General features: G+C 65.7%; 18 protein-coding genes. 7 read left to right on the forward strand and 11 right to left on the reverse strand.

Annotated elements, in window-relative coordinates:
• Positions 1–8 precede the first annotated feature (8 nt).
• Together PAA8504_RS10460 and PAA8504_RS10465 are read right to left on the reverse strand one after the other, a co-directional pair.
• Complete coding sequence (locus PAA8504_RS10460) at positions 9–1,577, reverse strand: Re/Si-specific NAD(P)(+) transhydrogenase subunit alpha (RefSeq protein ID WP_108894138.1); 1,569 nt, start codon at positions 1,575–1,577, stop codon at positions 9–11.
• Positions 1,578–1,680: 103 nt separating this feature from the next.
• A complete protein-coding gene (locus PAA8504_RS10465; RefSeq protein WP_108894139.1) occupies positions 1,681–2,121 on the reverse strand; it encodes a methyltransferase family protein in 441 nt (146 codons plus the stop codon).
• Positions 2,122–2,177: 56 nt separating this feature from the next.
• Here PAA8504_RS10465 and PAA8504_RS10470 point away from each other — a divergent pair, with 56 nt between their 5' ends.
• Entirely contained in the window at positions 2,178–2,936 is a 759-nt protein-coding gene (locus PAA8504_RS10470) for an SDR family NAD(P)-dependent oxidoreductase (protein WP_108894140.1), read from the forward strand.
• A 109-nt stretch (positions 2,937–3,045) separates the two neighbouring features.
• Positions 3,046–3,588 (forward strand): hypothetical protein, encoded by a 543-nt coding sequence (locus tag PAA8504_RS10475; protein ID WP_146190482.1) that lies wholly within the window; start codon positions 3,046–3,048, stop codon positions 3,586–3,588.
• A 7-nt stretch (positions 3,589–3,595) separates the two neighbouring features.
• Here PAA8504_RS10475 and PAA8504_RS10480 read toward each other — a convergent pair whose 3' ends face one another.
• The 5 genes from PAA8504_RS10480 to PAA8504_RS10500 form a co-directional block, all read right to left on the reverse strand.
• Entirely contained in the window at positions 3,596–4,375 is a 780-nt protein-coding gene (locus PAA8504_RS10480; protein WP_108894142.1) for a gamma-glutamyl-gamma-aminobutyrate hydrolase family protein, read from the reverse strand.
• Between the two features lie 91 nt (positions 4,376–4,466).
• A complete protein-coding gene (locus tag PAA8504_RS10485) occupies positions 4,467–4,889 on the reverse strand; it encodes a GlcG/HbpS family heme-binding protein (protein ID WP_108894143.1) in 423 nt (140 codons plus the stop codon).
• Positions 4,890–4,966: 77 nt separating this feature from the next.
• On the reverse strand, positions 4,967–7,192 hold the full coding sequence (locus tag PAA8504_RS10490; RefSeq protein WP_108894144.1) for a malate synthase G: 2,226 nt from the start codon (positions 7,190–7,192) through the stop codon (positions 4,967–4,969).
• A gap of 3 nt (positions 7,193–7,195) precedes the next feature.
• The gene (locus PAA8504_RS10495) at positions 7,196–7,348 is read right to left on the reverse strand and encodes a DUF2256 domain-containing protein (protein WP_108894145.1); all 153 of its coding nucleotides are present in this window, start codon (positions 7,346–7,348) and stop codon (positions 7,196–7,198) included.
• Entirely contained in the window at positions 7,349–7,555 is a 207-nt protein-coding gene (locus PAA8504_RS10500; protein ID WP_108894146.1) for a hypothetical protein, read from the reverse strand. It lies immediately after the preceding gene.
• A gap of 105 nt (positions 7,556–7,660) precedes the next feature.
• Here PAA8504_RS10500 and pepN point away from each other — a divergent pair, with 105 nt between their 5' ends.
• The 3 genes from pepN (at position 7,661) to PAA8504_RS10515 (ending at position 11,832) form a co-directional block, all read left to right on the forward strand.
• Positions 7,661–10,210 (forward strand): aminopeptidase N, encoded by a 2,550-nt coding sequence (pepN, locus tag PAA8504_RS10505; RefSeq protein ID WP_108894147.1) that lies wholly within the window; start codon positions 7,661–7,663, stop codon positions 10,208–10,210.
• Positions 10,211–10,305: 95 nt separating this feature from the next.
• Positions 10,306–10,860, forward strand: coding sequence for a type 1 glutamine amidotransferase domain-containing protein (locus PAA8504_RS10510; RefSeq protein ID WP_108894148.1), 555 nt, complete (start codon positions 10,306–10,308; stop codon positions 10,858–10,860).
• A 102-nt stretch (positions 10,861–10,962) separates the two neighbouring features.
• Complete coding sequence (locus PAA8504_RS10515; protein WP_108894149.1) at positions 10,963–11,832, forward strand: lysophospholipid acyltransferase family protein; 870 nt, start codon at positions 10,963–10,965, stop codon at positions 11,830–11,832.
• Here the strand turns inward: PAA8504_RS10515 and PAA8504_RS10520 are convergent, their stop codons facing one another.
• From PAA8504_RS10520 to PAA8504_RS10530, 3 genes are all read right to left on the reverse strand, one after another.
• Positions 11,833–12,606 carry a YdcF family protein gene (locus PAA8504_RS10520; RefSeq protein WP_108894150.1) on the reverse strand — a complete coding sequence of 258 codons (774 nt, stop codon included), beginning with the start codon at positions 12,604–12,606 and terminating at the stop codon, positions 11,833–11,835.
• A 13-nt stretch (positions 12,607–12,619) separates the two neighbouring features.
• Positions 12,620–13,378 carry a transglycosylase SLT domain-containing protein gene (locus tag PAA8504_RS10525; protein WP_108894151.1) on the reverse strand — a complete coding sequence of 253 codons (759 nt, stop codon included), beginning with the start codon at positions 13,376–13,378 and terminating at the stop codon, positions 12,620–12,622.
• Positions 13,379–13,517: 139 nt separating this feature from the next.
• Positions 13,518–14,096, reverse strand: a complete 579-nt coding sequence (locus PAA8504_RS10530; RefSeq protein WP_108894152.1) for a transglycosylase SLT domain-containing protein — start codon at positions 14,094–14,096, stop codon at positions 13,518–13,520.
• A 164-nt stretch (positions 14,097–14,260) separates the two neighbouring features.
• On the opposite strand from PAA8504_RS10530, the gene gatB reads away from it, so the two are divergent.
• The gene (gene gatB / locus PAA8504_RS10535; protein ID WP_108894153.1) at positions 14,261–15,775 is read left to right on the forward strand and encodes an Asp-tRNA(Asn)/Glu-tRNA(Gln) amidotransferase subunit GatB; all 1,515 of its coding nucleotides are present in this window, start codon (positions 14,261–14,263) and stop codon (positions 15,773–15,775) included.
• 39 nt (positions 15,776–15,814) lie between these two features.
• Here gatB and PAA8504_RS22055 read toward each other — a convergent pair whose 3' ends face one another.
• Positions 15,815–15,973: a hypothetical protein gene (locus tag PAA8504_RS22055; protein WP_181375763.1), complete on the reverse strand. Its 159-nt coding sequence runs from the start codon at positions 15,971–15,973 to the stop codon at positions 15,815–15,817.
• Between the two features lie 140 nt (positions 15,974–16,113).
• On the opposite strand from PAA8504_RS22055, the gene PAA8504_RS10540 reads away from it, so the two are divergent.
• Positions 16,114–16,590 (forward strand): DUF4177 domain-containing protein, encoded by a 477-nt coding sequence (locus PAA8504_RS10540; protein ID WP_108894154.1) that lies wholly within the window; start codon positions 16,114–16,116, stop codon positions 16,588–16,590.

Consider the following 16,590-nt stretch of genomic DNA (forward strand, 5'->3'; position numbering starts at 1 on the left):
CTGTCCCCTTACGACTTGACGAACATGGACAGCATGCGGCGCGTCACCAGGAACCCGCCCACGATGTTGATGCTGGCGATCAGCACGCCGATGAAAGACAGGATCACGACCAGCCAGTTGCCCGCGCCGATCTGCAACAGCGCGCCCAGGATGATGATCCCCGAGATCGCATTCGTCACCGCCATCAGCGGCGTGTGCAGGCTGTGCGCGACGCCCCAGATCACCTGGAAGCCGACGAAACAGGCCAGCGCGAAGACGATGAAATGGCTCATGAAGCTTTCGGGGGCATAGGCGCCCACCAGCAGCATCAGCACCGCGCCGATCGCCAGCAGCATGACTTGGCTGCGGGTCTGCCGGGTGAAGGCGGCCTTTTCCTCGGCACGCTTTTCCTCCGGCGTCTTCTCCTTCGGCTTCTCGCGCTTTTGCGGCGCGGCCTGGGCCGCCTGCTTGGGCTTGGGGGGCGGCCATGTGACGTCGTTCTTGTGGGTGATCGTCGCCCCGCGGATCACGTCGTCATCCATGTTGTGATTGACCGTGCCGTCCTTCTCGGGGGTCAGGTCGGTCAGCATGTGCCGGATGTTCGTCGCGTAGAGGGTCGAGGACTGCTTGGCCATCCGGCTGGGGAAGTCGGTATAGCCGATGATGACCACGCCGTTGTCGGTAACGATACGGTCGTCCTTGACGGTCAGCTTGCAGTTGCCACCCTTCTCGGCGGCCAGATCCACGATGACCGAGCCCGGCTTCATGGCCTTCACCATGTCCTCGGTCCACAGCTCCGGCGCCTCGCGATTGGGGATCAGCGCCGTGGTAATGACGATGTCGATATCGGGCGCCAGCTCGCGGAACTTGGCCAGCTGCGCCTCGCGGAATTCGGGGCTGGACGGAGCGGCATAGCCGCCCTCGCCCGAACCGGTGTCGCCCTCGAAATCGAGGTAAACGAATTCGGCGCCCATGCTCTCGACCTGTTCGGCCACTTCGGGGCGGACGTCGAAGGCATAGGTGATGGCCCCCAGCGAGGTCGCCGTCCCGATCGCCGCCAGTCCCGCGACGCCCGCGCCGACAACCAGGATCTTCGCCGGTGGCACCTTGCCCGCCGCGGTGATCTGGCCGGTCAGGAAACGCCCGAAATTGTTGGCCGATTCGATCACGGCCCGGTAGCCCGCGATATTCGCCATGGACGACAGCGCATCCATCTTCTGCGCCCGGCTGATGCGGGGCACCATGTCCATGGCGATCAGCGTGGCGCCCTTGTCGGCGGCCTTCTTCAGCAGCTCTTCGTTCTCGGCCGGGTAGAAGAAGCTGATCAGCGTCTGCCCCTCGCGCAGGCGGTCGACCTCGGCCTCGGTGGGCGGTCGGACCTTGCCGATGACGTCCGCGGCGTCGAACACCGCTTGGGCGCTGTCCAGAACCTCGACCCCGGCGTCGCGATAGGCGGCGTCCGAGATATCGGCCCGCGCGCCTGCCCCCGCCTCTACGACACACTCATGGCCAAGCTTGCGTATCTGCTCGGCCGAGGCCGGGGTCAGTGCGACGCGGGCCTCTGTCTCCTGGCTTTCCTTGACGACACCGAACTTCATGGCGCCTCTCCCCTTCATGGTCCACACCCGGCGAACGGGCTTCCTACGCGCATATATTGCGCAACAATGTTTCGCAAGCGAGGCAAGGGCGCCGCACTTCGTTTCAGATCCACCGTCTTACCTTCGCCGACCACGCCGCGTAAGACGGGCCGAAAGACCCGCGCAGCCGCGCTTCCTCGGGCCGGATGAAGCGCCATTCCAGCACCACCATCAGCGACGGGACCAACAACAGACCGAAGATCGGACCGATCCACAGGGCGGCCCCCGCCATGACAAGGACATCGCCCAGATAGATCGGATTGCGCCCGAACGCGAACGGTCCTCTCGTTACCAGGGCATCGGGCTGGCGGTGCGGCACAACGGTTGTGCGGGACAGCATCATTGCCCCCACCGCCCAGACCATCAGCAAGACCCCGGCCGCGATCAGACCTATCCCAACAGAGTCCCATACCTGTTCCGCGCCCGTCCCTCCGGATGGCAATAGCCATAGAACCGCAAGATGCACTGCCAGCCAAACCGGCGGCAGGTCGATCCATCGCCACATCCTTGCGCCTCGCCCCGTCCCTCGCCAAACCTAGTCCGAACGACACGGAGGATACCATGACCAATCTGACCGGGCGCCATGCCCTCGTAACCGGCGGCGGCTCCGGCATCGGGCTCGCGATTGCGCGCGCACTGGCCGATGCGGGGGCCGAGGTGACCATCACCGGCCGGACCGAGGCACGCCTGACAGACGCCGCCGACGCCCATGGCCTGCACGCGCAGGTCATGGACGTCTCCGACGAGACCTCCGTCGTCTCGGCCACCGAAGCAGCCGTCGCCGCACGGGGCCCCGTCGCCATCTGCATTGCCAATGCCGGCATCGCCGAGGGGCGCAATATCCTGAAGACCGACCTCGCCTTCTGGCGACAGATCACGGCTACCAATCTCGACGGGGCGTTCCTGACGATCCGCGAGGCGTTGCGGTCGATGCGGGATCTCGACTACGGACGGGTCATCGCCGTCTCATCCATCGCTGGCGTCCGCGGGCTGAAGGGGGCTCCGGCCTACTCGGCCTCGAAACACGGGGTGATCGGCCTGATCCGCGCCCTGTCCGAGGATTATATCGGCCGCGCGCAGACCTTCAACGCCATCTGCCCGGCCTATGTCGAAACCGATATCGTCACCCGCAACGTCGCTTCGATCCGTGACCGCGCCGGTGTCAGCGAGGACGAGGCACTGGGGATCATGGTCGCCCAGAACCGCCACAACCGCCTGATCGACGCGGACGAGGTGGCCCGCACGGCACTGTGGCTCTGCGATCCTCTATGTGGTTCGGTCAATGGACAGGCGATCGAGATCGCGGGCGGACAGGCCTGAGGGCGCGCGCACCAGGCCCGATCATTCGCGCGGGGGAACAGGCGACGATCCGACTCGTTGGCTCGGAAAGCGGCGGACCACCCGGTTCGCCACCTGCCGGAGTGTCATCATGCGTCGTGCCCTGTTATTCGCTTCCCTCGCCGCGCTGCCAGCCTACGCGCAGGACGAACCTCCAGTGGGCGGAATCGGTCGCCTTGCGTGTTCCGAGATCACGGGCGCGGCGAATGCCCCCTACCTCGCGCAGGCAAGCGACTGGGCGCTCGGCTACATGGCCGGCCGGATCGACGCGGGTCAGTCGCCAGCCGAGGGCGAAACGCTCAGTCCCGACGACAGCGTCGACGTGATCGCAGGCATCGCGATCCGCTGCCGCGAAACGCCGGATGCACCGGTGATCGACGCCGTGCGCGCCTATGCCGACCGAATCTTCGACGAAACTGCCGAAGGGGGGCCCGTCACCGCCGATCCCCCGGCGCCACCACCCGACATGCCGCCCGAGCCCGAGGCCCCGCGCGAAACCGACGCCCCACCCCCGCGCCCCGACGATCTGACGGAGGCAGCCGCCAACGACCCCGAAGGCGACGAACGACCGAGCGACGAGGATGTCGATGACGACGCAGAACAGTCGCCCGCGGAAGGCGCCGGGACGGACTAGACGGCCGTTAAGCGATGGCCCGCGTCGGGACCTGCCGACGCGCAACCGACCAGCCACGCAGCGCGTCGCCGAAGGCAGAATAAAGCTTGCGTGATACGGGATCGTTCGCCGCGTTGTATTCCGGATGCCACTGCACCGACAGGGTGAAGCCCGGAGCGTCCTTGATATAGGCGGCCTCTGGCGTCCCGTCGGGGGCCCATCCGTCTACGACGAAACGCGGACCGGCATCGACAACGCCTTGGCCATGCAACGTGTTCGTCATCACCTCGTCGGCCCCCATCAGACGGTGGAACGGACCGCCTTCGGTGAACCGGACCGAATGACGCAGGGCGAATTTCTCGTCGATCGTGCCGTCGGGCGGCATCCGGTGATTGTCGCGGCCCGGAAGGTCGCGGATCTCGGGGTGAAGGGTCGAACCGAACGCAACCGCCACCTCCTGATAGCCACGGCAGATCGCCAGATAGGGCTGCCCCCGCTCGGTCAGTTCGCGGATCAGAGGAAGCGCGATGCCGTCCCGGCCACGGTCGAACGCGCCATGCGCCTCGGTGGGTGCGTGCCCGTATTCCTCCGGGTGGACGTTCGGCCGCCCGCCCGGAAACAGGAAACCATCACAAACATCGCAAAGTTCGTTGATCGAGACAAAAGCGGGGTCCGCGGGAATGATCATCGGCACCGCCTCGGCCACCTCCGACACGGACTGCGAGATCATGCGACCGGCGCCATGGACTTCGTAAGTCTCGTTGATCAGGTGATGGTTGCCGACGATGCCGACAATGGGACGGGTCATGGAGCGCTCCGGTCTGCGGGACGCCCTGAGTATAAGGATGATCCGTCCTCAGACAACCGCCGCAGTTGCACACATACACTGCAGCGCGGCATCAGGCGGCGCCGGTCAACCCCGCAGCTTCAAGCCCCTGCAGCCCCGCGATCACGTCATTGTCCGACGTGTCGCCGGTGACGCCCAGCGCGCCGATCACCCGGTCACCATCCTTGATCAGGATACCGCCCGGCACCGGAACCACCGCCCCGCCGAACGCGCCGTTCATCGCCGTCATGAAATAATGCTGATCCTCGGCGCGCTTCATCTGCGCCGATCCCGGCATGCCCAGCATCACGGCACCATACGCCTTTCCGTGCGCGATTGCGAAACGTCCAGGCGCCGATCCATCGCTGCGTTCAAATGCAACGATGTGGCCGCCCGCATCCAGCACGATCGCCGTTAGCGGCCTGAACCCCTTCTCGGCCCCCGCATCCAACGCAGCGCGGATCGCCGTTCGCGCCATCTCCAGCGTCACTTCCATTCCCTCATCCCTTCATCCTTGAAAAAATACCCCGGGGGGCGGCCATCAGGCCGGCGGGGGGCAGCGCCCCCCGTCCTTCAACTTGCCTTCTTTTCCAGCCGGCGGCGATGCAGCACGGGTTCGGTATAGCCCGAGGGTTGCGCCCTCCCCTCGAAAACCAGATCGCAAGCCGCCTTGAACGCGGGCCCGTCGAACCCGGGCGCCATCGCCACGTAATTCGGGTCGTCCGCATTCTGGCGGTCCACGACCGCCGCCATCTTCTTCATCGTGTCCATCACCTGGTCTTCCGAGACCACGCCATGGTGCAGCCAGTTCGCCAGCGCCTGAGAACTGATGCGGCAGGTTGCGCGATCCTCCATCAGGCCCACGTCATGGATGTCAGGCACCTTCGAGCATCCGACACCGTGGTCGACCCAGCGCACCACGTAGCCGAGGATCCCCTGCGCGTTGTTCTCGATCTCGGCCGTGATCTCGTCCTCGGACCAGTTCGCGCGGCTGACCGGGATCGTAAGAAGATCGTTCAGGTCGGTGCGGGGGCCGCTCCGGGCAATCTCATCCTGCACCTTGGCCACGTTCACCTCGTGGTAATGCAGCGCATGCAGCGTTGCGGCGGTGGGCGACGGGACCCAGGCGCAGTTCGCCCCGGCCTTGGGGTGGCCCACCTTCTGGTCCAGCATGTCGGCCATCCGGTCGGGCATCGCCCACATGCCCTTGCCGATCTGGGCCTTGCCGCGCAGGCCGCAGGCCAGACCGACATCGACATTGCGATCCTCGTACGCGGTGATCCAGGCGGTCTTCTTCATCTCGCCCTTGCGCACCATGGGCCCCGCTTCCATCGAGGTATGGATCTCGTCCCCGGTCCGGTCGAGGAAGCCCGTGTTGATGAAGGCGACCCGCCCCTTGGCGGCGCGGATGCATTCCTTGAGGTTGATGCTGGTCCGCCGTTCTTCATCCATGATCCCGATCTTCACGGTGTTGGCGGGCAGGCCCAGCATCCCCTCGACCCGTGCGAAGATCCGGTCGGCGAAGGCGACTTCATCGGGGCCGTGCATCTTCGGCTTGACCACATAGATCGACCCGGTTTCGGAATTGCCCCCGTCTCGCTTCAGGTCGTGCATCCCGCACAGGACGGTCAGGACGGCATCCATCGACCCTTCGAATACTTCGTTCCCCTCGCGGTCGAGGATCGCGGGATTGGTCATCAGGTGCCCGACATTGCGCACCAGCATCAGCGACCGCCCCTTCAGCCGCAGCGTGCCACCGTCCGGCGCCTGGTAGTCGCGATCCGGCGCCAGCTCTCGCGTGAACGTCTTCCCGCCTTTCGTCACCTCTTCGGTCAGGGTGCCGTCCATCAGGCCCAGCCAGTTGCGGTAGGCCAGAACCTTGTCTTCGGCATCCACCGCGGCGATGGAATCCTCGCAATCCATGATCGCCGAGACGGCGCTTTCAAGCTGGATATCTGCGATCCCCGCGGCATCGGTGGCACCAATCCGGTGGGACCGGTCGATCACGATCTCGGCGTGCAGGCCATTGTTTTCCAGAACGATATGGGTCGGGGCATCCTTCGGCCCGCGGAAACCGACGAACGCCTCTTTCCGCTCCAGCGGCAGCGTATGCTCGACCCCCGGCGTGCGGCCCGTTGGGGCCATCTCGGTGTTCTTGCGCATCTCGTCGGTGTTGCGCCAATCCTGATCGTTCAGGAACACGCCTTCCAGCCCTTCTTCGGCAATCTGATAGCCCGCAAGCTGCGTATGACTACCCGAGACCAGAGGGAAGAACCGGTCGAGATAGGATTTGGCCGTCGCCACCACCCGCGCGCCGCGCTGGGTGTCGTACTCGGCCCCCTCGGGCAGGTCCCCCATCGCGTCCGTGCCGTAGAGCGCGTCGTAGAGCGAGCCCCAGCGCGCGTTCGCGGCATTCAGCGCGTACCTGGCGTTCATGATGGGTACCACAAGCTGCGGGCCCGCGACGCTGGCGAACTCAGGGTCCGTCTGCGGCGTCTCGATCTGAAAATCGGGCCCCTCTTCCACGAGGTACCCGATCTCGGACAGGAAGGCGCGGTAGCCGCCGATATCATCAACGGCCCCGGGATGGTCGCGATGCCAAGTGTCGATCTTGGCCTGCAACGTCTCGCGGATCTCCAGTAAACGCCGGTTCTCGGGGCTCATATCATGGATCAGATCGCTGAAATCGGACCAGAATTTGTCTGCCTCGAGGTCGAGCCCGTTCAGCGCCTCGGAATTGACGAACTCCGCCATTGCGGCAGCCACCTGAAGCCCATGTTTCTCGACCCGGTCGACCATGCGTCACCCCCCATTCGATTTCCCGGCGCGGCAGCGCGCGCTGCAATACTTCACGTCGTCCCAGACGTCGCGCCACTTCTTGCGCCATGTGAAGGGGCGGCCGCAAGTCCTGCAGATCTTGGTATCCAGATCGGCCTTGCGAACCTGACGCGCCATTTACTGGCTTGTCGTCTCCTCGGCGGGCACGCCGCCGTCTTCGGCGCCAACAGGCTGCTGGTCGCCAGGCTCGTTGCCGCTGAAGCTGAGATAGATCAGCAGACCTGCCAGAAGCACGACGGCCCAGACGACGGACCAGACCATCCCCATCAGGGGAAACTTGTGGCGGCGCTCCTGCTTCTTGACGTTAGTATTGGGTGCGGACATGACGTTTCCTTTCGCCTTCGGGGGCCGACCCGTTGAAGATACGGATCGTTTGGCGTTCAACGTAGGGGCGGGCAGTTTGTTCGCCACGACAGCCAGAGGATTTCCATGAAAGACGCCGCCCCCCGCGCCATCCGCCTGTCCGAATACCAGAATCCGGCCTTCCTGGTCCAGGACGTGTCGCTGACGTTCCGGCTGGATCCCCATGCCACACGGGTATTTTCGCGCATTTCCTTTCGTCGGAACCCCGAAGGCCCGGGCGGCCCCCTGCGGTTGGATGGTGAAGGACTGCGTCTGATCCGCGCGGCCATCGATGGAACCGAGGTTCAGCCGAAAATCCTGCCTGCGGGACTGGAGATCGACGCCCCCGACGCCTTCACGTGGGAGGCCGAGGTCCAGATCGACCCCAAGGCCAACACCGCGCTGGAAGGGCTCTACATGTCGAACGGCATGTACTGCACCCAGTGCGAGGCCGAGGGCTTTCGCAAGATCACTTACTATCCCGACCGCCCCGACGTGATGGCCCCCTTCGAGGTCCGGATCGAATCGGAACTGCCGGTCCTTCTGTCGAACGGCGACCCGGTCGAACGGGGCGACGGCTACGCCGTGTGGCGCGACCCGTGGAAGAAGCCCGCCTATCTGTTCGCACTGGTCGCGGGCGATCTGGTCGCCCATTCCAACGGCTTCACCACAATGGAAGGGCGCGAGGTCGCGCTGAACATCTGGGTCCGCCCCGGCGACGAGGACCGCTGCGCCTATGCGATGGACAGCCTCAAGCGGTCGATGCGCTGGGACGAGGACGCGTATGGCCGCGCCTATGACCTCGACGTGTTCAACATCGTCGCGGTGGACGACTTCAACATGGGCGCGATGGAGAACAAGGGCCTGAACATCTTCAACGCCCGCTATGTCCTCGCCTCGCCCGAGACGGCGACCGATGCCGACTACGCCCGGATCGAGGCCATCGTCGCGCACGAGTATTTCCACAACTGGACCGGCAACCGCATCACCTGCCGCGACTGGTTCCAGCTGTGCCTGAAGGAAGGGCTGACCGTTTTCCGCGACCAGACATTCTCCGGCGACGAACGGTCCCACGCGGTCAAGCGGATCGAGGATGTGCAGATGCTGCGCGCCCGCCAGTTCCGCGAGGATGCGGGGCCGCTGGCCCATCCCGTCCGCCCGACCAGCTATATCGAGATCAACAATTTCTACACCGCGACCGTCTATGAAAAGGGCGCCGAGATCATCGGGATGCTGCGCCGCCTGATCGGCGAGGACGCCTATCGCGAAGGGTGCGACCTGTATTTCGATCGCCATGACGGGCAGGCCTGCACGATCGAGGATTGGCTGAAGGTGTTCGAGGACGCGACCGGCCGCGATCTGGCGCAATTCGCCCGGTGGTATGCCCAGGCCGGCACGCCCCGCGTCACGGCCGAGACCCGGATCGAAGGCGGCACGCTGATCCTCGACCTCGCGCAATCCCTTCCCGCCACGCCGGGTCAGCCCGAAAAGGCCCCGCAGGTCATTCCGCTGGCCATCGGCGCCATCGCACGCGACGGGACCGAGGTCCTGCCCACCGCGGTTGTCGAGTTGACCGAGACTGCGCAGACCTTCCGGTTCGAGGTCGGCACCGACGATGCCGTCGCCTCGATCAACCGCGGCTTCTCGGCCCCCGTGATCCTGGACCAGACACTGTCCGCCGCCGATCGCGCGCTTCTGCTGGCCCACGACACCGATCCCTTTAACAAGTGGGAGGCAGGGCGCGCCCTGGCCCGGACCGCCCTCGTGGACATGATCGTGCAATCCGGTGCGCCGGATCGGCATTTCGTCGACGCCCTCGGCCCCGTCATCTCGGACAACGCGCAGGATCCGGCGTTCCGCGCATTGGCTCTCGCCCTGCCGTCCGACGACGATCTGGCCCAGGCGCTGACCGACAGCAACGCAACGCCCGACCCCGACGCCATCGACGCGGCCCGAACAAGGATGCAGACCGCTGTTGCCACGGCGCATGAAGGCGCGCTGGACGCAGTCTATGACGCCATGAAGGTGAGCGGCCCCTACAACCCCGATGCCACGGATGCCGGACGCCGCGCCCTGCGAAACGCCGCATTGTCGCTGCTGACCCATGTCGACGGCGGCGACCGGGCCCGCGCGCAGTTCGCGGCCGCCGACAACATGACCGATTGCCTTGCGGCCCTGTCCGCCCTCATCCGCACGGGCCAGGCCGAGACCGAGCTGCAGGCGTTCCACGACCGTTGGCAGAACGACCGGCTGGTCATGGACAAGTGGTTCGCCCTTCAGATCGCGGGCGCCCCGGGCGAGACGGGCCTTGCCGTCGCCCAACGCCTGGTCGAACACCCGGCCTTCGACTGGAAAAACCCGAACCGGTTCCGGTCGGTCATCGGGGCGCTGGGGATGAACCACGCCAGCTTCCACGCCCGATCCGGTGGGGGCTACGCGCTTGTGGCCGATTGGCTGATCCGCCTCGACCCGTTGAACCCGCAAACCACGGCGCGGATGACGACGTTGTTCGAAACCTGGCATCGCTACGACGTAGATCGGCAGGATCAGGCCAAAGCGGCCCTGCGCCGGATTCAGTCGACCGAAGGCTTGTCGCGCGACACCTCAGAGATGGTCAGCCGTATCCTGGGGGAATGAAGGATCGGCCCTGCGCGCCGCTGCCGCAGTCCGGGAACGAAGTGCAGGTCCATCCGTTTTGGTGGCAAGTGTAACGAATGAATACGGAGTACATCATGGCCAATATCGCCAACACCCGCATCGTCATCGTCGCCACCGACGGCTTCGAGCAGGTCGAGCTGACCGAGCCGCAGAAACAACTGGCCGATGCCGGCGCCGCCGTTCACATCGCCACGCCCGATGGCAGCGACATCAAGGGCTGGGACAAGGATCACTGGGGCGACACGACCACCGCCGATATGAAGATCGAGGATATCGACGTCGCAGCCTATGACGCGATGGTTCTACCCGGTGGACAGATCAACCCCGATGTCCTGCGCGCGAAGGCTGACGTGGTCCAGAAAATCAAGGACTTCGCCGCCACCGGCAAGCCGCTGGCTGCCATTTGCCACGCGCCTTGGCTTCTGATCGAGGCCGATCTGGTCCGCGGCAAGCGTCTGACCAGCTTCACCTCGATTCGCACCGACCTCAAGAATGCCGGTGCCGACGCCGTGGACGAACAGGTCGCGACCGACGGCAACCTGATCACCAGCCGCAATCCCGGCGACCTCGACGCCTTCTGCGCGGCGATCACCGAGGCCGTTGCAAACAACGCCGGTAAGGCCGCGTGAGCGTGACCTCCCTGCCGGGGGACGGCAAGTTCCCCCGGCGCTTCCTTGCCTTCGGCATCTGTCCGCGCCAGATATCAGGGAAACTGCAGCGGATGGACCGCCATGGGCATCAGAAACCGAATTGACGAACAGATCGTCGAACGCGCCGCATGGCTCGAACGCCCGAACCCCGCCGTAAGGGGCGTCCGGGCGGCTCTGAACCGCGTCCTCAGCTATGACCGGACCCTCGACCTCGCCGAGGAAATGGAGGATTGGTCCGGCCCCGACATCATGAACCGCATGGGCAAGATGCTGGCCCAGGACGTCGAAATCTCGGGCCTTGACCGGATTCCGCGACAGGGCGGCGCGCTGATCGTCTGCAACCACCCCACCGGAATCGCCGACGGCATCATTTTGTGGCACCTTCTGTCCCCGCTGCGTCCGGACCTGTTCTTCTATGCCAATTCCGACATGCTACGGGTTGTCCCGCAGCTTGATTGCATGATCGCACCCGTTGAATGGCGCGAAGACAAGCGGAACCATTCGAAAACGCGCGAGACGATGGCTTATACCCGTCAAGCCATGTCGGACGGGCGTCTGGGGATCATTTTCCCGTCGGGCCGTCTTGCGAAACGCCGCGGCCTGCGCCTGGTCGAACGTCCATGGATGACCTCGGCCGCGATGATCGCGCGCAAGTTCGACGTGCCGATCATCCCGATGAACATCCGGTCCCGCAACTCGGTGCTGTTCTACCTGTTCGACCTGATCCACCCGTCCCTGCGCGACATCACGCTGTTCTACGAAACGCTGAACAAGACCCGGCAACCCTTTAGGATCGGCGTGGGCGAGCCGATCTCGCCCAAGGCCCTGCCCAAGGACGCGGACTCAGCCATCGCCGAGATGCGGCGCGCCACGCTGGCCCTCGGCGGTCGCCACGCGCCCGAGGTGTCATTGGTCGCGACCACGCGGCGGCCCAGCTGGGCCGTGCGCTGATCAGCGGCCCAGCACCGCGTAGGCTGCCAGCCCCACATATTCCTTCAGCGCGACGGTCAGGCCGCCCAGGTTGTCCGCGAAGTTCCACTCAAGCCCCCGCGCGGGACCGCTGCGGTAATCCACCGGCCACGGCACGATGTCGTCCCACCCGGCGCGCCGGAAACTCTTAAGGGCGCGCGGCATGTGAAACGCGGATGTGACCAGAACCCAGGTTCCGGCGCGTTCGCCCGCCAGCAGGTCCGTGGTGTTGCGTGCATTCTCCGACGTATTCCGCGACATGCGCTCCACCGTCAGCCGCGCCTGATCCAAACCCTGACCCGCAAAGAAACTTTCCGCGATGTCGCGCTGAACCGTCCCGTCATTTCGCAGATCCATCAGCGCGCCGCTTCCGCCCGAGACGACCACCCGTGCATCCGGAAACCGGCGGGTCAGCGCCATCGCCTCGACGAACCGCTCGGCACCGCCGGCCAATTGTGGCGACCCCCAGACCGTCGAAGCGCCGGCATCCTCGCCCCCGCCCAGCACCACGATGCCATCCAGCCCATCGATATCAGGCGCGCGCGGATGACGCCCCTCCAGCGGCGCGATCACCCAATCGTCCACAGGCAGCATCCCGACCCCCAGAACGAAGGCCAGAGCGCCAGCCAAGCACCACCGCACGACACCAAGACGGCGGAAGATGGCTCCCCAGAACGCCGCCGCGAGCAAGGCGATCAACCAGCTTTCGGGGCGCAGGACCAGCCAGACCAGCTTGCCGAGGATGAACCAGAGCATGTCCAAAACCCGGTCACTCCGCGTCGGCGGCGTCCGAGACCGGCGACAGCGACGAGGCCGGCGCACGCTGCTCCCGCAATGCCCGCGACGGGCGCGGCAATGGCTCGATCTGCGGGCGATAGGGTCCCATCACCAACGCATCAGGCGCGGGCCGTGCCTGCGGGCGGGGGCTGACCGAGATCTGGCAGTAATCCTGCGCCCGCAACCAGCGGCGCATGTCCCGCCGCTTCGCGTCCGAGCGCATCGGACCCCAATCCGCCGCCACACCGGACCAGCGTGGAGTGCGCGCATGGATCACCCCGTCGCGCGGCACCGTGCGCGCCAGGATGCGTATCCCGCACGACAAGTTGGCCGCACCGTCCTGCAGCGCGGCCCCGGATCGCGCGTCGCAGCCGTAAAGGCGCGCGGTGGATGGCAGGATCTGCAAAAGACCGTACCACAGCCCACCGCCGCCCACCGCCTCGGGCCGCCACGTGCTCTCATGTTTGGCGAGTGCCGACAATAAACCGACCCAGAACGCGCGGCGATCGACCTCGCTGGCCCGCGTATATCCCGGACACCACCGATTGATGTCGCGCGGCGTATGGTCGACCAAGCGGCGTCCGTGGGATTTCAGGGCCCGGATCGACGCCCTGCTCCAAGTCTTCGACTCCGGCCGGAAGTCCCACCGTGTCACCGGAATGGGGTCGGCAACCGGGCGCGGTTTCGGCCGAACAGACGCCTCTGCCGGAAGGGCCAGGAACAAGGGAAGCATCAGGACCAGAATTCGCATTCATCCCCGATACGCCAGCCGACCCCCTCAAGGCAACGACGATCACGCCCGCGTGAGTCGTAGTGACCCAACCGCGCACCCTATCACCCTTGGCTAAATACCCGCCCCGCAGGGCCGGATCCGCAAATGCACCGCGATCTCAGCCGCGTGTGGCCGAGCAATAGGGCTGTGCGCGCGTCCACGCCGCCATCTCGGCCCGCTTAGACGCGGAATGGAACGGCCCCCAATCGCGCATGCCACGATTGACCGTGCCGCGCTTGGTCACCTGCCGGGCCGCGATCCGCACGCCGCAGCGCAGGTTCGCCACCGGGTTCTTCAGGGCACTGCCGGACGTGGCCTCGCAGCCATAGGCCCGCGCGGTCGCCGGGGCGATCTGCACCAGGCCGAACCAGGATCCGCCACCGCCCACGGCATCGGGGCGCCACGTACTTTCGTGCTTGGCCAACGCCGAGAACAGGCCGGCCCAGAACGCAGCACGCTCTTCCGCGGTGCGGTTGGGGTAGTCAGGGCACCACTCGGTGATGTCCGCGGGGATCATCGACGGAAGGGCCTGCCCGTGCGTTTCCAGCGCGCTCATCGTGCCTTCCGTCCAGGTGTCGGCATCGGGCCGGAAATCCCATCGCATGACGGGGGGCGCTGTCGGCGCTTCGGGCTGCGGCGTGGCGGTGACGCAGGCCGAAAGGCCGAGAAGGGAGAGGGCAAGAAGCAGGCGGCGCATGGGGTCCTCGGGTACGTGGCACCGGTCATCGCAGCGACCGGCGCGGTCCGACTAGCGCGATTCGCCCCGGCTTGGCCAGTTTACGCCCCCCGCGCTTCGGCGGCGTTGCGCTCAAATCCGGCCGGATATACAGGATGCCCACCTGCCTGAGAGGAGTTCCGCCGATGCTCGACCTGATATACGAGGCCCCCGCCCCCAAGGTGATCCAGGGCGCCAAGGACGATTGGGAACTGGTGATCGGCCTCGAAGTGCACGCCCAGGTCGCCAGCCGCGCCAAGCTGTTCTCCGGCGCCTCGACCGAGTTCGGGGCCGAGCCCAATTCGAACGTCGCCTTCGTGGACGCAGGCATGCCCGGCATGCTGCCCGTCATCAACGAGGGCTGCGTCGCGCTGGCGGTAAAGACCGGGCTGGGCCTGAAAGCCGCGATCAACCTGGCGTCGGCCTTCGACCGCAAGAACTACTTCTATCCCGACCAGCCCGCCGGCTATCAGATCAGCCAGCTTTACCACCCCATCGTGGGCGAGGGCGAAGTGATCGTGGACATGGCCCCCGGCATCGCGCGGCGCGTGCGGATCGAACGTATTCACCTGGAACAGGACGCGGGCAAGTCGATCCACGACATGGACCCGCAGATGTCCTTCGTCGACCTCAACCGCGCCGGAGTGGCGCTGATGGAGATCGTCTCCCGCCCCGACATCCGTGGGCCAGAAGAGGCGGCCGCCTATATCCTGAAGCTGCGCCAGATCATGCGTTACCTGGGCACCTGCAACGGCGATATGCAGAACGGCAACCTGCGCGCCGACGTGAACGTCAGCGTCTGCCGCCCCGGCGCGTACGAGAAATACCAGGAGACCGGCGATTTCAGCCACTTGGGCACGCGGTGCGAGATCAAGAACATGAACTCCACCCGCTTTATCCAGCAGGCCATCGAGGTCGAGGCGCGTCGCCAGATCGCCATCATCGAGGATGGCGGCGAGGTCGTGCAGGAAACCCGCCTGTTCGACGTCGACAAGGGTGAGACGCGGTCCATGCGGTCCAAGGAAGAGGCGCACGATTACCGCTATTTCCCCGATCCCGACCTGCTGCCCCTGGAGATCGAGCAAGGCTGGGTCGACGACATCGCCGCCACCCTGCCCGAACTGCCGGACGAGAAGAAGGCCCGTTTTGTCACCGAATACGGGATGACCGAATACGACGCGGGCGTGCTGACCGCCGAGGTCGAGAACGCCGCCTTCTTCGAACGCGTGGCCCAGGTTTCGGGCGACGGCAAGACCAGCGCGAACTGGGTCATCAACGAGCTGTTCGGCCGCCTGAAGAAGGAGGACCACAGCATCTCGGAAAGCCCCGTCTCGGCCGAGCAGTTGGGCAAGATCGTCGCTCTGATCAAGGCGGGCGACATCTCGGGCAAGATCGCCAAGGACCTGTTCGAGATCGTCTATACCGAGGGCGGCGATCCAGCGGTGATCGTCGACGATCGCGGCATGAAGCAGGTGACCGACACCCGTGCGATCGAGGCCGCGGTCGACGAGGTCATCGCAGCCAACCCCGCACAGGTCGAAAAGGCCAAGGCCAATCCGAAGCTTGCCGGGTGGTTCGTCGGTCAGGTGATGAAGGCGACAGGCGGCAAGGCCAACCCGGCGGCGGTCAACCAGATCGTCCAGCAAAAACTGGGGCTTTGACGGGGGCCGCATTCGCGCCCCCCGTTCGATGCCACGGAGTTATTCGTTGTCGGGTCCGAGCTCGTTCTCGAAACCGTCAGTCGGCTCGGCGATATCATCGCCCAGTCCGGCCTGGGGGCTCGGGTCTGTGGGAAGCCCGCCCGAGCTTTGGCACGCCGCTAGTCCGAAAAGGGCTACGAAGATTGCAACGGCACGCATGGGGTATCCTTTCTAATGACAACCCCTGAAACGTATCAGCGGGCTTTGTAGTTTCGCGGGTCGAGAGAATGTCGCAGCCAGCTTGCCACGTCCCCGGGGCTTGGCCTACATCACGGCGCGATTGGCACAAGGAAAGCCGCATGTCCTATTACGAATACCGCGTCGTTCCCGCGCCCAAGACGCTGCCCAAGGTAAAAGGCGAAAAGCGCCCCGAGGGGCGGTTCGCGTTCTCGATGGCCGAAGCCCTGAATGCCGAAGGCCGCGAGGGGTGGGAATTCCAGCGCAGCGAAACGATCGAGACCGAAGTCCGACAGGGCTTTCTGTCCAAGCGCACGCGTACGGTCCTGACCGTTCTGGTCTTTCGCCGCTGGGTCGAGACGGTGGACCAGTCGGATCCTGCCGCACCGCCCGCATGGTCCGCGCCCCCGCCGCAGGAGGAGGTCGCGCCAGTGACGCGCGTCCCCGAGCCTGAGGCGGACCGCCCCTATCCCTCGCCCGAACAAATAGAAAGGGGCACGACCGACCCCGCCCCGGACGAGGAAAGGCCGGTCTTCTCGGCCCGGCGTACCGAGACGGGGCGCGACATCCCGCCCCTGACCGGTCCCTCGCGCGACTGA

The organism is Palleronia abyssalis (genome assembly GCF_900302445.1).
In the GTDB taxonomy this organism is placed as follows: Bacteria; Pseudomonadota; Alphaproteobacteria; order Rhodobacterales; family Rhodobacteraceae; genus Palleronia; species Palleronia abyssalis.

Excerpts from the sequence above, each read along its gene's own strand:
- PAA8504_RS10460 (WP_108894138.1), bottom strand. The coding sequence starts at position 1,577 with ATGAAGTTCGGTGTCGTCAAGGAAAGCCAGGAGACAGAGGCCCGCGTC.
- PAA8504_RS10465 (WP_108894139.1), bottom strand. The coding sequence starts at position 2,121 with ATGTGGCGATGGATCGACCTGCCGCCGGTTTGGCTGGCAGTGCATCTT.
- PAA8504_RS10470 (WP_108894140.1), top strand. The coding sequence starts at position 2,178 with ATGACCAATCTGACCGGGCGCCATGCCCTCGTAACCGGCGGCGGCTCC.
- PAA8504_RS10475 (WP_146190482.1), top strand. The coding sequence starts at position 3,046 with ATGCGTCGTGCCCTGTTATTCGCTTCCCTCGCCGCGCTGCCAGCCTAC.
- PAA8504_RS10480 (WP_108894142.1), bottom strand. The coding sequence starts at position 4,375 with ATGACCCGTCCCATTGTCGGCATCGTCGGCAACCATCACCTGATCAAC.
- PAA8504_RS10485 (WP_108894143.1), bottom strand. The coding sequence starts at position 4,889 with ATGGAAGTGACGCTGGAGATGGCGCGAACGGCGATCCGCGCTGCGTTG.
- PAA8504_RS10490 (WP_108894144.1), bottom strand. The coding sequence starts at position 7,192 with ATGGTCGACCGGGTCGAGAAACATGGGCTTCAGGTGGCTGCCGCAATG.
- PAA8504_RS10495 (WP_108894145.1), bottom strand. The coding sequence starts at position 7,348 with ATGGCGCGTCAGGTTCGCAAGGCCGATCTGGATACCAAGATCTGCAGG.
- PAA8504_RS10500 (WP_108894146.1), bottom strand. The coding sequence starts at position 7,555 with ATGTCCGCACCCAATACTAACGTCAAGAAGCAGGAGCGCCGCCACAAG.
- pepN (WP_108894147.1), top strand. The coding sequence starts at position 7,661 with ATGAAAGACGCCGCCCCCCGCGCCATCCGCCTGTCCGAATACCAGAAT.
- PAA8504_RS10510 (WP_108894148.1), top strand. The coding sequence starts at position 10,306 with ATGGCCAATATCGCCAACACCCGCATCGTCATCGTCGCCACCGACGGC.
- PAA8504_RS10515 (WP_108894149.1), top strand. The coding sequence starts at position 10,963 with ATGGGCATCAGAAACCGAATTGACGAACAGATCGTCGAACGCGCCGCA.
- PAA8504_RS10520 (WP_108894150.1), bottom strand. The coding sequence starts at position 12,606 with ATGCTCTGGTTCATCCTCGGCAAGCTGGTCTGGCTGGTCCTGCGCCCC.
- PAA8504_RS10525 (WP_108894151.1), bottom strand. The coding sequence starts at position 13,378 with ATGCGAATTCTGGTCCTGATGCTTCCCTTGTTCCTGGCCCTTCCGGCA.
- PAA8504_RS10530 (WP_108894152.1), bottom strand. The coding sequence starts at position 14,096 with ATGCGCCGCCTGCTTCTTGCCCTCTCCCTTCTCGGCCTTTCGGCCTGC.
- gatB (WP_108894153.1), top strand. The coding sequence starts at position 14,261 with ATGCTCGACCTGATATACGAGGCCCCCGCCCCCAAGGTGATCCAGGGC.
- PAA8504_RS22055 (WP_181375763.1), bottom strand. The coding sequence starts at position 15,973 with ATGCGTGCCGTTGCAATCTTCGTAGCCCTTTTCGGACTAGCGGCGTGC.
- PAA8504_RS10540 (WP_108894154.1), top strand. The coding sequence starts at position 16,114 with ATGTCCTATTACGAATACCGCGTCGTTCCCGCGCCCAAGACGCTGCCC.